The sequence below is a fragment of the Cupriavidus necator A5-1 genome (assembly GCF_000744095.1).
GTDB classification, from domain to species: domain Bacteria; phylum Pseudomonadota; class Gammaproteobacteria; order Burkholderiales; family Burkholderiaceae; genus Cupriavidus; species Cupriavidus necator_A.
The window spans coordinates 2,952,411-2,965,280 of record NZ_JQLI01000001.1; the positions used below are offsets into that span (position 1 = coordinate 2,952,411).

General features: G+C 62.0%; 11 protein-coding genes. 2 read left to right on the top strand and 9 right to left on the bottom strand.

The features are described 5' to 3' along the window. Positions 1-70 precede the first annotated feature (70 nt). The 3 genes from K307_RS13100 to K307_RS13110 are packed head-to-tail and all read right to left on the bottom strand — an operon-like array spanning position 71 to position 3,810. Positions 71-1,012: an NAD(P)-dependent oxidoreductase gene (locus tag K307_RS13100; protein WP_042878744.1), complete on the bottom strand. Its 942-nt coding sequence runs from the start codon at positions 1,010-1,012 to the stop codon at positions 71-73. 12 nt (positions 1,013-1,024) lie between these two features. After that, positions 1,025-2,776 (bottom strand): IlvD/Edd family dehydratase, encoded by a 1,752-nt coding sequence (locus tag K307_RS13105; RefSeq protein WP_042878747.1) that lies wholly within the window; start codon positions 2,774-2,776, stop codon positions 1,025-1,027. A gap of 20 nt (positions 2,777-2,796) precedes the next feature. Then, a complete protein-coding gene (locus K307_RS13110) occupies positions 2,797-3,810 on the bottom strand; it encodes a Bug family tripartite tricarboxylate transporter substrate binding protein (RefSeq protein WP_042878750.1) in 1,014 nt (337 codons plus the stop codon). A gap of 347 nt (positions 3,811-4,157) precedes the next feature. Between K307_RS13110 and K307_RS13115 the strand changes: the two genes are divergently transcribed. Further along, positions 4,158-5,147, top strand: a complete 990-nt coding sequence (locus K307_RS13115; RefSeq protein WP_051974856.1) for a Bug family tripartite tricarboxylate transporter substrate binding protein — start codon at positions 4,158-4,160, stop codon at positions 5,145-5,147. 206 nt (positions 5,148-5,353) lie between these two features. Here K307_RS13115 and K307_RS13120 read toward each other — a convergent pair whose 3' ends face one another. The 4 genes from K307_RS13120 to K307_RS13135 form a co-directional block, all read right to left on the bottom strand. Then, positions 5,354-5,986, bottom strand: coding sequence for a helix-turn-helix transcriptional regulator (locus K307_RS13120; protein ID WP_042878751.1), 633 nt, complete (start codon positions 5,984-5,986; stop codon positions 5,354-5,356). Between the two features lie 82 nt (positions 5,987-6,068). Further along, complete coding sequence (locus tag K307_RS13125; protein WP_042878752.1) at positions 6,069-7,523, bottom strand: N-acyl-D-amino-acid deacylase family protein; 1,455 nt, start codon at positions 7,521-7,523, stop codon at positions 6,069-6,071. 130 nt (positions 7,524-7,653) lie between these two features. Beyond that, positions 7,654-8,766: a DSD1 family PLP-dependent enzyme gene (locus K307_RS13130; protein WP_042878753.1), complete on the bottom strand. Its 1,113-nt coding sequence runs from the start codon at positions 8,764-8,766 to the stop codon at positions 7,654-7,656. A gap of 47 nt (positions 8,767-8,813) precedes the next feature. Next, positions 8,814-9,785: a Bug family tripartite tricarboxylate transporter substrate binding protein gene (locus tag K307_RS13135; protein WP_063771675.1), complete on the bottom strand. Its 972-nt coding sequence runs from the start codon at positions 9,783-9,785 to the stop codon at positions 8,814-8,816. 411 nt (positions 9,786-10,196) lie between these two features. On the opposite strand from K307_RS13135, the gene K307_RS13140 reads away from it, so the two are divergent. Continuing rightward, positions 10,197-10,952: a sulfite exporter TauE/SafE family protein gene (locus tag K307_RS13140; protein ID WP_042878755.1), complete on the top strand. Its 756-nt coding sequence runs from the start codon at positions 10,197-10,199 to the stop codon at positions 10,950-10,952. Positions 10,953-11,022: 70 nt separating this feature from the next. On the opposite strand, the gene K307_RS47785 is transcribed toward K307_RS13140, so the two are convergent. Next, complete coding sequence (locus K307_RS47785) at positions 11,023-11,130, bottom strand: CstA-like transporter-associated (seleno)protein (RefSeq protein ID WP_155301223.1); 108 nt, start codon at positions 11,128-11,130, stop codon at positions 11,023-11,025. A gap of 66 nt (positions 11,131-11,196) precedes the next feature. Beyond that, a complete protein-coding gene (gene ggt / locus K307_RS13145; RefSeq protein WP_042878757.1) occupies positions 11,197-12,804 on the bottom strand; it encodes a gamma-glutamyltransferase in 1,608 nt (535 codons plus the stop codon). Positions 12,805-12,870 lie beyond the last annotated feature (66 nt).

Sequence of the window (12,870 nt, forward strand, 5' to 3'; positions counted from 1 at the left end):
ACTAATTACATTCGCCGCGAGCCTAGTGCCGGTCAGCGGTTGACCTGCCGGGCCGGGGGCAGACCGGCGCTCACGCCAACACCACCGGCGTCAGCGCCGCTCGCCCGCCCAGCACGGCTTGCACGTTATCCAGCATCAGCCTCAGCATCACCGCACGCGTTTCCCGGGTGGCCGTACCCGCGTGCGGAGACAGCAACACGTTGGGCAGCACGGTCAGCGGCGAATTGGCCAGCGGCTCGGACTCGAACACATCGAGCGCCGCGCCCCGGATCGTGCCGGCGCGCAGGGCCTCGCATAGTGCCGCCTCGTCGACCACGCTGCCGCGCGCCAGATTGAGCAGGTAGCCGTCCGGCCCCAGCGCAGCCAGTAACGCGGCGTCGACCAGGTGGCGATTCTGCTCGGTCGCGCGGCAGGTGAGGATCAGGATGTCGACCGAAGCGGCGAGCGCGAGGGGGCTCTCGCAATAGCGGTATGGCAGGCTTGCGCGCTGCGTGCCGGTGTAGGCCAGTTCCACACCGAAGGGCGCCAGCCGCTGCGCAATGCCCATGCCGATGCGGCCGAGCCCGACGATGCCGACGCGCTTGCCGGCCAGGCTGGTGGTGAGCGGGAAGTCGTCCTCGCGCCAGGCGCCGCCGCGCACATGGCGGTCGGCGGCGGGAATCCGGCGCAGCAGCGCCAGCAACAGGCCGATGCCGAGTTCGCAGACGGCCGCGTCCAGCACCCCGGGCGTGTTGGCGACCACGATGCCGCGCTTGGCGGCATGGGCGACGGGGATGCCGTCGTAGCCCACGCCGGAAGTCGCAATCACCCGCAACGCAGGCAGGCGGTCGATCACCGCCGCGGGCACCTGGTAATTGCTGCGCGTGACGATGGCGCGCACCGCGCCGCGCAAGGCGCCGTCAGCCGCAATCTCGGCCTCGGAGACGCAGCGGAATTCAGTGTCGATCGCGTCTTGCTGCGCAGCTTCGAAGACGCCGATGCGCAGCACGGGCTCACGTGTATCGCTTGTCATGTCCGCCCCTTCTTACTCAGGCGCCTTGCCGCGCGTTTCGGGCGCGCGCAGGAAGTCGAAGTCGACGCCCTGGTCGGCCTGCGTCACGGTCTGCAGGAACAACTTCAGGTAGCCGCGCGGCGCGCTCGGCTCAACCACGGGGGAGGCCGCGCGGCGGCGCTCCAGTTCCTCATCCGATACCAGCAGGGCCAGCTCGCGGCGGCTCACGCTCAGGCGGATGCGGTCGCCAGTTTGCACCAGCGCCAGCGGCCCGCCCACGGCGGCTTCGGGGGTCACATGCAGCACCACCGTACCGAACGCGGTGCCGCTCATGCGTCCGTCGGAAATCCGCACCATGTCCTTGACACCGGCCCGCGCCAGCTTGCGCGGGATCGGGATATAGCCGGCCTCTGGCATGCCGGGCGCGCCCTTGGGGCCGATGTTCTTCAGCACCAGGATGTCATTCGCGCTCACGTCGAGGTCGTCCAGGTCGATGCGCTCGATCAGGTCCTGCGCGTTCTCGAACACCACCACGCGGCCCTCGTGCTCCATCAGCTCCGCGTTCGCCGCGGATTGCTTGATGATTGCGCCGCCAGGCGCCAGGTTGCCGGCGAGCACGGCGATGCCGCCTTGCGGGTAGATCGGGTTGTCGATGCTGCGCACCACATCCTGGGCGAAGCCCGGGCCGGCATTGTCTATCTCCTCGCCCAGCGTGCGGCCGGTAACGGTCAGCGCATCGAGGCGCAGCAGCGGGCGCAGTTCACGCAGCAAGGTGGCCATCCCTCCGGCCTTGTGGAAGTCCTCCATATAATGCTGGCCGTTTGGTTTCAGGTCGAGCAGCACCGGGGTTTCGCGGCCCATGCGGTCAAGCGCATGCATATCGATATCCAGGCCCATGCGGCCGGCGATGGCCGCCAGGTGCACGATGCCGTTGGTCGAGCCGCCGATGGCCAGCAGCACGCGCATGGCATTCTCGAACGCGGCCGGCGTCAGGATGCTGTCGATAGTCAGGCGCTCGCGTGCCATCGCCACGGCGCGTGCGCCGGTCTCCTCGGCAATGCGGATGCGATCGGCAGTCACGGCCGGCGGCGTGGCACTGCCTGGAAGGCTCATGCCCAGGGCTTCGGCCAGGCAGGCCATGGTGCTGGCGGTGCCCATCACCGAGCAGGTGCCGACGCTGGCCACCAGCTGGTTATTGACCTGCGCGGCCTCCTCCGCGTCGATCTCCCCGGCGCGGAACTTGCCCCAGTAGCGGCGGCAGTCGGTGCAGGCACCCACCCGTTCGCTGCGGTGCGAACCCGTCAGCATGGCACCGGTGACCAGCTGGATCGCGGGCACGCCGGCAGAGGCCGCGCCCATCAGCTGCGCCGGCACGGTCTTGTCGCAGCCGCCGATCAGCACCACGGCATCCATCGGCTGGGCGCGGATCATTTCCTCCGTATCCATCGACATCAGGTTGCGCAGATACATGCTGGTCGGCGCGGCAAAGCTCTCGTGGATGGAGATGGTCGGGAATTCCATCGGCAGCCCGCCGGCGAGCATGATGCCGCGCTTCACCGCTTCGATCAGCTGCGGCATGTTGCCGTGGCACGGATTGAATGCGCTGCCGGTATCGGCAATGCCAATCACCGGGCGGTCGAGCGCCGCATCGGTATAGCCCGAGCCCTTGATGAACGCCTTGCGCAGGAACAGCGAGAACCCAAGGTCGCCATAGTTGGTCAGTCCCTTGCGCAGGCCTGTGTCCTTGGAGGAAGCGTCCGGTCCTTTGGGTTTATTAGTGGTCATGGGTCGTGGGGAGCGTCGGTTCAGCTATCGGAATTGATATGGGCGTCGGTGATGACCTTTTCCCAGCGTGTGACTTCGGTGCGCAAGCGCTCGGCCGATTTTTCAGGGGTGGTTGGCGGCAAGGCATAGACACCCTGCTTCAGAAACTGTGCCTTGACGTCGGGCATTGCCAGAATCCTGGCCAGCGCCGCATTCAGGCGCTCAACCACCGGCGCGGGCGTGCCCGCCGGTGCCAGCACGCCGAAGGTGGAGCTGACGTCCAGTGTGGGCATGCCGCTCTCTGCGGCAGCGGGCACGTCCGGCAGCATCGAGATGCGCTTGGGGGCCGCCACAGCGAGCGCGCGCAACTGGCCTGCCTTGATGAACGGCTGCGCCGCCGGCACCGTCTCCACCATCATGTTGACCTGCCCGCCCACCAAGTCTGTCATGGCGGGACCGCTGCCTTTGTACGGCACATGGGTCATGTCGATATTCGCATCTTTCTTAAAGATCTCAGCCGCCATGCGCTGCGGGGCGCCGGCACCAGACGACGCGTAGTTGAGCTTGCCGGGATTGGCCTTGCCGTACTTGACCAGTTCCTGGAGCGTCTTGACCGGCACCCTCGGGTTGACCACCACCACCAGTGGCACCGAGCCAACGACCATCACCGGGGCGAAGTCCTTGATGATGTCGTAACGCAAGTGCCCTTTTTCCAGGGTGGCCATGGTTGCATGGGACGTCAGTGCGCCCATCAGCAACGTATAGCCGTCTGGCGCGCTCCGGGCGACCACTTCCGCGCCAATATTCCCGCCCGCGCCTCCCCGGTTGTCAACCACCACTTGCTGGCCCAGCACCTCGCCCAGGCGGGTGGCAACGATGCGACCGATCACGTCCGTGGCGCCGCCCGGCGGATAAGGCACGACCAGCCGGATCGGCTTATCCGGATAGGCCGCGAACGCGGCGGGGGCAATGGTGAAAGCGGTCATGGCGGTGAGGGCGAGCAATCCTGCCCGCAGCAAGGTGCGACGAGTCGCATTGGGGATAGGGAAATCCATGTCGTCTCCGGTCTCTTGTTTTCAGCGCACCCACAGCCGGGGATGCGTCATGCACGGAGTTTGACGAAGACGGAAGGCAAAAAGAAGCGATCCCCAGACCGATTAACCAAAAGATTATTTTGGTTTCCGCGGCACCCAGCGCGGACCAGAGGCCGGCTAGCGCCGGCTTTCCGCGACAACGGTCCTATCGGCGCGGCGTATGCTGGCGTGTCAATTTCCGCAACGCGTACGAAGCTGCGTAGTTGCGCAGGCCCACTCAAGGTTTCCTTAAGACATTATCAAGAAGATATTAATTCTCCTTATGTTCTGCGGACCGTACAATCAGCCGAGCTCAAGGAGACGCCCTCATGCACACCATCCGAAACACGTACCTTCGCCACAGCATCCTTGCCCTGGCCGCCCTCTGCGCCGTGCCAGGCCTGGCAGTGTCGGCCGAAAAATATCCGTCGAAAGCGATCCGCCTAGTCGTCGCCTATGCGGCCGGTGGCGCCAACGACACCATCGCTCGAATTCTGGCGAAGGAGCTGCAGCAGAGCATGGGCCAGCCTGTGGTGGTGGACAACCGGGCCGGCGCCGGCGGCCTGCTCGGCTCGGACATGGTCGCCAAGGCGACGCCGGACGGCTACACGCTGCTGCTCGGCAGCGCCGGTGCGCAGACCATCCTGCCGGCGCTCAATCATAAGATGCCTTACGACCCGCGCAAGGACCTGGCGCCGGTGTCGCTGGTGGCCGAATCGGCCAACGTATTGCTGGTACGTACCGGCGTGCCGTTCAATAGCGTGAAGGAGCTCGTCGCTGCCGCGAAGCAGAAGCCGGGCGCCTACACCTACGCGTCCTCGGGCAACGGCGGCAGCCTGCACATCTCGGGCGCGCTCCTCGAGAAGATGGCCGGCATCAACATGCTGCATATCCCGTACAAGGGCAACGGCCCGGCGATCAACGACCTCTACGCCGGCAACGTGGACATGGGCTTCTCGTCGGCGCCGGTCGCCCTGTCGTCGCTAAAGACCGGCAAGGCCAGGGTGCTGGCGGTCACCACAAAAAAGCGCATCCGCTCGCTGCCGAACGTGCCGACCCTGGCCGAGGCCGGCGTGGCCGGCTACGACTTCTCCAACTGGTACGGTCTGTTCGCCACCGGCGGCACCGACCCCGCGGTCCTCGAGCAGCTCGCGCATGAGGTGAAGAAGGCGCTGGCCAAACCTGACGTGCTGGCCGCCCTCGCCGGGCAGGGCGTCGAACCCGAGAGCAGCACGCCGGCCGAGTTCAGGACTCGGGTGCATCAGGAACTGCTGCGCTGGGACCGGGACATCAAGACGATGAAGATCGTGGCCGAGTGAGCCGGCCCCCCGGGGGAAATGAGCTTCGATGTCGCCAGAATACCCCGATTTTTCCGCCCTTTCGGCGAGGCATATGCATGGCTCTACCGAACTATCACCTTCCCTGTCCGCCCTGCTCGGCAGGCAAAAGAATTTCGCCGATACCGGCTTGGCGTAGCCCGCGTTAGCGGAATTAATGCGGAAACGAGTCGAGCAGCACGCCAGCGTCACTTGGCATAGCTGTACACCGAGGCTCGCGAGACGCCCAGATGCAGCGCGACGATCTCCATGGCTCTACGCACCTCCATACAGCCCGACTCCTTGAGCTCGCGCATCAGTGCGCGGCGCTCCTGCGCCTTGAGGGAACGGGGCGTGGTAGCAAGCCGCGCAGCGAACTGGTCAATGCGGCGCCTGATGGCCTCGGCGCCGGCCGGATCGAGCGATTCGTCCACACCTGCTGCAGCAGCGCCGACGCTGCCAAACTGGCTCAGCACGTTTTGTAAGCCTCGGAAAAGCGTCAGGTCGACATTCATGCACAAGGCGGCCACGTAGCGGCCACTCGAATCCTTGATGCCTATGGACGTGCTCTTTGCCTGGCGGCCATCGGCGAACTGATTCGCGTAGTTCGCGATGACTTGCGGAAACTCCGGATCGGCAATGCGTGCGATACCGAGTTCTGTGGCCGGATCGCCAACCTGGCGGCCCGATAGATTGTTGTGGATCGCCAGGATGGCCTGCTTGGGATGCAGCAGGTCATGTACAACGACCTCACAGAAGGGCGCAAGGGTCTCGCCGAGACCCTGCGCGACCTGCTTAATTTGTTCAAGCAGCGCTTGCTGCTCCGCCGAAAGTTTTTTCATTTAGAAATAATATCCAGAATTAAGATATTTTGCCAATGAAACGGGGCAGGCAGGGCGCGGGGTGCGCCGGCGTGCTCGGCGATTACGCCCGCTCCCGCCGTAGCACTTGGCCGGGCCGCGCGCCGCTGGACTTGCCATCGCGCCACACGACGCTGCCGTTGACAAGCACGGTATCAATGCCTATAGCCGGTGCAATCGGCTTGGCAAATGACGCTCCCTCACCAACTGTTTCGGGATTGAGAACGGTCAAGTCTGCGAAGGCCCCTTCCCGCACAACACCACGGTCGGCGAGCCCGAAATTCCTGGCGGTCAGTCCGGTCATTTTATGGATCGCGGTCTCAAGCGAAAACAGGCCCAGGGACCGGCCGTAGTGGCCAAGAACACGTGGAAAGCTTCCCCAAAGACGCGGATGCGGAGAGTCGTCGTGGGGCAAACCGTCCGAGCCGATCATCGTCTGGTCGAACGCCAGTATGCGCTGCACATCCCGGTCGTCCATCATGTAGTAGATCGCACCGGCAGGGGACAGCCGGTCGACTACCTCTTCCTGAGTGCCACCGAGGTCGGCCATGATGTCCGCCAGATCCTTGCCGGCATACTGCGGCAGGGGCTTTGACCATGTCACGGTCACCCGGGTCGCATTACGCGTGCGATGCGCGGACAGAATGGTGGACGACGCCGGATAAGGATAGCAGTCGAGGCAAACCTCTTGCTTTTCCATGTGTTCAGCAATGAACTTCAGCGTTTCTGCGGAGCGACCATAATTTTTGACGCCAACCAGCTTATGGTGCGAGATGACCACCGGTACCCCGACTTCGCGACCGATGCGGAAGGTCTCGGTCAGTGATTGAATGATGTGGTCGCCCTCGTTTCGCATATGCGTGCAATAGACTCCGCCGTACTCGCGTAGCGGCTCGCATATTTCAATGACTTCTTCCGTTGGCGCCGCAATCGAAGGTTCGTAGAACAGCCCCGTTGACACGCCAATCGCGCCGGCGCGCATGGCTTCATCGACCAGCGCGCGCATGGCTGCGATTTCGTCCGGATTTGCCGGTAGGGAAAGATCATTCATCGTCGCGACACGCAACGTCGAATGGCCAACCAGCATGGCGCAATTCGTTGCCGCGGGCTGAGCGCGCAACGCTTCCAAATATTCTGCAAAGGTAGCGAACCGAAACCACGCTCCGCTATCATCGAGCAGGTTAAGCGGCGGGGTGACCGGATCGGGAATCTGCCGCGGCATCGGCGCCAGCGAAACGCCGCAATTGCCGCCGATCACGGTAGTGATACCCTGGCTGACCTTAGGAGCCATGTCCCCACCGGAGAGCATCAAGCGGTCGTCATGCGTGTGCGCATCGATAAAGCCAGGCGTCACCACAAGGCCAGACGCATCGATTTCCGTGGCTGCGCTGGCCCCCCGCAAATCGCCGATGCGCACAATACGGTCACCTTTGATACCCACCTCGCCGGCATAACGTGGAGCTCCCGTTCCGTCGACAATCGATGCATTGCGGATCATGACATCATATCGCTCACTCATCGGGTCCTCCTTTGTATCGTGTGCATCAATTGTTCCGGAAGCCGGGCTGTGTGGTGGTGCATCTCGTCGCGAGGTCGACGACGCGATAAATGCTTGTCAAAATCGTGCTAGCAGACCATCAGCATGGCAGTCAGAGCAGAGCGCCGCGCGCCGCAATGGGCCATAGTGCTTCGACCCTTCCAGCGCGTACGCAGACCAGAGAATCATAAAGATTGACGGTGGGATCGCAATGGCCGGGAATGAGCATAAATTTTTCGCCCAGCTCCACTGAAGCGAGACTGGGGGTAGCAATTACGCCATGTTCGTCCGATGCTTTCAGGTATTTCAGATCGCTGCGCTTCCACACCAGCGGCATGCCGGAATCAACACTGGAGGCCTTCAGGCCAGCATCCACGATAGCCCTCTCGCCAGTGGCCCTGCTCATCACCGTCGTCAAGACAAAGAGCGCATGCTCGAAGGGAATGTCGTCCTGCCCACGCGCATTTTCGCCGTAATCGCGATCCATGAAGACATAGGACCCACACTGAAGCTCGTTATAGACGCCGGAGTCGCGCTCGAGGAGGAACGTTCCGGTGCCTGCGCCAGCGATAATCTCAACCGGAATGCCACGTGCCTCGATGATTTTTTTTGTCCATAGCGCCAGTTCAGCGGCATCGCGAATTGCGGCAGTACGCTCCTGCGGCGTGCGCAGATGCTGGGCCGGTCCGTGATAGCATTGCAGCCCGGCAAAACGCAGCGGCGAGGAGACAATCAATTCTGCGAGATGCGCTGCTTCTTCACCTGGAGGGATGCCGCAGCGATGTGCGCCGACGTCGATTTCGATATAGACATCCACGCTCTTCCCGGATGCTTGTGCGGCGGCAGCCAGAGCCTGTATCTGCGAGGCATGATCGACCAGAACCCCAATGCGGGCGGCACCGGCAAGTTCCATCAGGTGGCGGATTTTCGCTGTACCGTCGATCTCGTTGCTAATGAGGATGTCGGTAACGCCGGCCTGGACAAACACGACAGCCTCGCTGACCTTCTGGCAGCAGATTCCGACTGCGCCAAGTTCAATCTGGCGTAATGCAATCTCCGGACATTTATGGCTCTTTGCGTGGGGGCGAAAGCGAACGTTTCGTCCTGTCACAGCATCCGCCATGCGTTTCAGGTTTCGCTCGAATGCATCGAGGTCAAGACCGAGGGCCGGTGTGTCGATTGAATTGAGCGAATCGCCTATCTGTGCTGCGTTCCAGGGGCCCATTTGAATTAGGTATCGTAGTTTGGAAGAAGGAGAGAAGAGACGATGTCTTAATCTAATTTTGCGCCAGAGACCTTGATGACATGAGCCCACTTTTCCGTCTCACGGTGCGATAGTTCTCGAAACTCCTCGGGCGTGCTGGGACTGGGTTCGGTATCGAGTGACTTAAAGCGCTCGCGCGATTCCCGATTCGCGAGTGCGCTACGAATCTCCGTATTCAGGCGATCAACGATTTCCTTTGGCAGGCCGGGCGGACCAATGATGCCACCCCAGGAAATGACTTCGAAGCCGGGCACGCCGGCCTCGGCAATGGAAGGGATATTCGGATAATTGCTCAGGCGCTGGCTTGCGGAAGTGCCAAGGGCGCGAACTCGACCGGCCTTCGCATAGGGACCGAGCACGGCTGAGTTCTCCATATAAACCTGTACCTCGCCGGAAATAAGGTCATTGATCGCGCCTGTAGCCCCCTTGTATGGCACATGGACCATTTGCATATTGGTCATCGATTTCAGGAGTTCGCCGCCAAGATGAGAGGTCGTGCCGTTACCGCCTGAGGCTATCGACAGCTTGCCCGGATTCTTTTTCGCGTAGGCGATCAACTCATTCACGTTCCTCACCGGCAGGTTATTGTTCACTGCCAGTATGTTGGGCACTCTCAGCACATTAGAAATCAAGGTCAGATCCTTGTCGACGTCATAAGGAACCTTGCTTAGAAGCGAACGGTTAGTGGCGAGCGAAACGACGCTGCCGTAACCGAGGGTATATCCGTCAGCGGGGGCACGGACGAGTTCCATGGTACCGATCACGTACGAGGCACCCGGCTTGTTGTCAACGACGAAAGGAACGCCCATTTGTACCGATAGTCGCGCCGCGAGCACTCGCATCAGGACGTCCGCCGCGCCTCCTGCGGCTGCCGGGACAATCAGCCTGATCGGTTTGTCCGGATAAGCCGCGAAGGCGGAAATCGGCAACGCTGTACACAGCGCTAACACAAACGTCACCAAAAAACGTCGGGAACTCATTGGGCCATCTCCTTTATGTGATTCGCGTGTTCGAGTCATTCCATCAGCCCCACGGTAGTCGCGTTGACCACCATGACGGTTCGGTACGGCTCACCCGCGAGCTGACGCCTGTCCGCCAGAATCCCACCGCTGTGAAGCTGCGCAAGGCCTGCACCTGCGCATCGCAGCTTCAATGGTACGGTTTGTTTCTAGACAAAATATCCAGAGCTAGATAAAATGTCAACAAGCAGGAAGTACGGAACAACTCGCGCCAGCCCCTTGCCCCGGAGATGGCCGGCGCGCCCGGGGGGCCACCAGGGATTGCGGCCTGCAGACCACGGAGCTACACCGCTGGTTCATAAGGTCCCACGTCGCCAAGCTGGTCGCTGCGGACACTCAAATGCCGCCCCAATAGGAGAGAGGCCCTTACGCATGGATACGGTAATTTTGGTCGTGGCACTGGGAGCCATGGTTGCTGGCTTCGTCCAAGGACTTTCGGGCTTCGCCTTTGGTCTCACCGCAATGTCGTTCTGGGCGTGGTCGCTGGATCCCAGGCTCGCCGCGTCAATGGCGGTTTTTGGGGCGTTAACGGGGCAGATCATTGCCGTGGTAACCATGCGCCGAGGATTCAAGCTGGGCAGGTTATTGCCTTTCTTGATCGGCGGCCTGGCTGGCATCCCCGTTGGCGTCGCGATTCTCCCGACGCTCGACCTTCAACTCTTCAAGGCCTTCCTCGGTACGTTCCTGGTGCTGTGGTGCCCCACGATGCTTGCCGTACGAAACCTGCCGAAGATCACGGCGGGCGGGAGGTTGGCCGATGGGATCGTGGGCGGCGTCGGGGGGATCATGGGTGGCATCGGCGGCTTCACCGGCACGATTCCCACACTGTGGTGCTCGTTGCGGGGATTCGACAAGGATGAACAGCGTGCGATCATTCAGAACTTCAATCTCGCCTTGCTACTTGTGACCATGGGCATCTACGTGGAAAAGGGAATCATGACACGTGACATGCTGCCGATGCTCGCAATCGTCGCGCCGTCGATGCTGATTCCCACTATCCTGGGCGCTCGGTTGTATGTTGGGATTTCAGAAGCGACGTTCCGCAAGATTGTGTTGAGCCTGCTCGCGGCATCCGGGGTCGCGTTGCTGACATCGTCCGTCCCGCATTTGCTTCAGCGTTTGGCGTAGGAGTTCTGTCGCAGTAACAGCAAGGCCGTGGAATTCGCGTGCCGAGATTGATGCCAATCGAACTCGCAGGCTAACAGCACCTCGGCCCGCCTCCACCATATTTTCGATCGACGGACTGAACGAAGAACTCGCGTCGAGACAGCACCTCATCGCACGGGTGACCCAGCGGGATGTGCAGACGCTTCCAATACTTTCGAAATCTCCAAGTTCATGACCGCTGCCCCCTGCTGAGTTCGACTCCAGATCAAATGCCGACCGGGTAGCCATCCTTGCGGTGATCGCATGCCGCTACATAGCCGCCATTTTCCAGGCGCAGAGCCGCCTGGGCGCTGCCGAACTCGGTATCAAAGCGTTTGGCAACCGTGATCGGATGCCCGCGTGAGGTCAGTCCTTCAATCACCGCTTGCGGCATATTCCATTCGACGGTAACGCCGTGATTGTCGTCAAGTACGCGCCAGCGCGGCGCATCGCTGGCCGCCTGCGGATTCAGCCCCTGATCGACCATGCGGGAGACCATCTGCATATGACCCTGCGCCTGCATGGATCCGCCCATGAGGCCAAAGCTCATCAGCGGCCGGCCGTTTTGCATCAGGAAGCCGGGGATGATGGTGTGGAATGGACGTTTTCCAGGCGCCACCTCGTTGGTATGGCCGTGACGCAGGTTGAAGCCCCAGCCGCGATTTTGCAAGGCGATGCCGGTATTGGGCACGACCACGCCCGAACCAAAGCCCTTGAAGTTGGATTGAATAAACGAAACCATCACGCCGTTGCGATCCGCCGTGGTCAGGTAGACGGTGCCGCCGCCGAGCGGTTTGCCGTTGCGGGCCGGCGCTGCCCGCTCGGGGTCGATCAACTTGGCGCGTTTTGCCAGATATGCCGGGTTGAGCAGGTCGGCCGCCGTTACTTCCGTCATGTGATCCACGTCGCCGACGTATTCATGCAGGTCGGCAAAGGCCAGTTTCATTGCCTCGATCTTCAGATGCGTCGCCAGCGCGCTATCCTGATCCATGCTCTTCAAATCGAAATGCTCAAGCATGCCCAACGCCATCTGCGCCGCAATGCCTTGGCCGTTAGGCCCGATCTCGTACAGTTCAACATCCCGGTAGCGGATGCTGATCGGCTCGACCCAGTCAGCCTTATGCGCGGCGAGGTCGGCTTCAGTGATCGCGCCGCCGGTATTGCGCGCGTGGTCGGCAATCGCGCGGGCCAGTTCGCCATGGTAAAAATCGTCGCCCTTGGTGCGCGCGATGCGCTCGAGTGCATTTGCCTGTCCCGGGCAAATGAAGCGCTCGCCCTGGAGCGGCGCCCGGCCGTTGGGGGCAAACGCTTCGCGGTAGCCCGGCTGACCGATCAGTTCGCCGACCTGTTTTTGCCACTGATTGTGGACATTGTGCGAAACCAGATAGCCTTCACGCGCATAGCGCAGCGCCGGTTCGAACAGGTCTTCGAACGGCAGGCTGCCAAAGCGCTCCCACATGGCGCGCCACGCTGAAACAGTGCCTGGAACGGTTACCGAGTCCCAGCCCCGCTTCGGCATCTCCTTGTATTTTGAAAAATACTCGCGCGTCCATGCGGCCGGTGCGCGGCCCGATCCGTTCAGACCGTGCAATTTGTTGCCATCCCAGATCAGCGCAAACGCGTCGCCGCCGATACCGTTGTTGCACGGCTCGACCACAGCCAGGGCGATTGCCGTGGCAAGCGCCGCATCGACTGCATTGCCGCCGCGCAGCAGCATCTGCAAGCCGGCCGCGGAGGCAAGCGGCTGCGAGGTCGTCACGACGTTGTCGGCGACCAGCGGCAAACGCTGCGACGTGTAGGGGAAGGTCCAGAAAGCGCTTTGATTCGATTGCATGTTGTCCTGATGTAAATAGCAGCCGACGCGAAGTCTGGCGGCGGCAAGCCGTTCAGCCAAGTATGT

Bases quoted from the DNA above. Each gene is read 5' to 3' on its own strand.
- K307_RS13100 (WP_042878744.1), bottom strand. From the start codon at position 1,012: ATGACAAGCGATACACGTGAGCCCGTGCTGCGCATCGGCGTCTTCGAA.
- K307_RS13105 (WP_042878747.1), bottom strand. From the start codon at position 2,776: ATGACCACTAATAAACCCAAAGGACCGGACGCTTCCTCCAAGGACACA.
- K307_RS13110 (WP_042878750.1), bottom strand. From the start codon at position 3,810: ATGGATTTCCCTATCCCCAATGCGACTCGTCGCACCTTGCTGCGGGCA.
- K307_RS13115 (WP_051974856.1), top strand. From the start codon at position 4,158: ATGCACACCATCCGAAACACGTACCTTCGCCACAGCATCCTTGCCCTG.
- K307_RS13120 (WP_042878751.1), bottom strand. From the start codon at position 5,986: ATGAAAAAACTTTCGGCGGAGCAGCAAGCGCTGCTTGAACAAATTAAG.
- K307_RS13125 (WP_042878752.1), bottom strand. From the start codon at position 7,523: ATGAGTGAGCGATATGATGTCATGATCCGCAATGCATCGATTGTCGAC.
- K307_RS13130 (WP_042878753.1), bottom strand. From the start codon at position 8,766: ATGGGCCCCTGGAACGCAGCACAGATAGGCGATTCGCTCAATTCAATC.
- K307_RS13135 (WP_063771675.1), bottom strand. From the start codon at position 9,785: ATGAGTTCCCGACGTTTTTTGGTGACGTTTGTGTTAGCGCTGTGTACA.
- K307_RS13140 (WP_042878755.1), top strand. From the start codon at position 10,197: ATGGATACGGTAATTTTGGTCGTGGCACTGGGAGCCATGGTTGCTGGC.
- ggt (WP_042878757.1), bottom strand. From the start codon at position 12,804: ATGCAATCGAATCAAAGCGCTTTCTGGACCTTCCCCTACACGTCGCAG.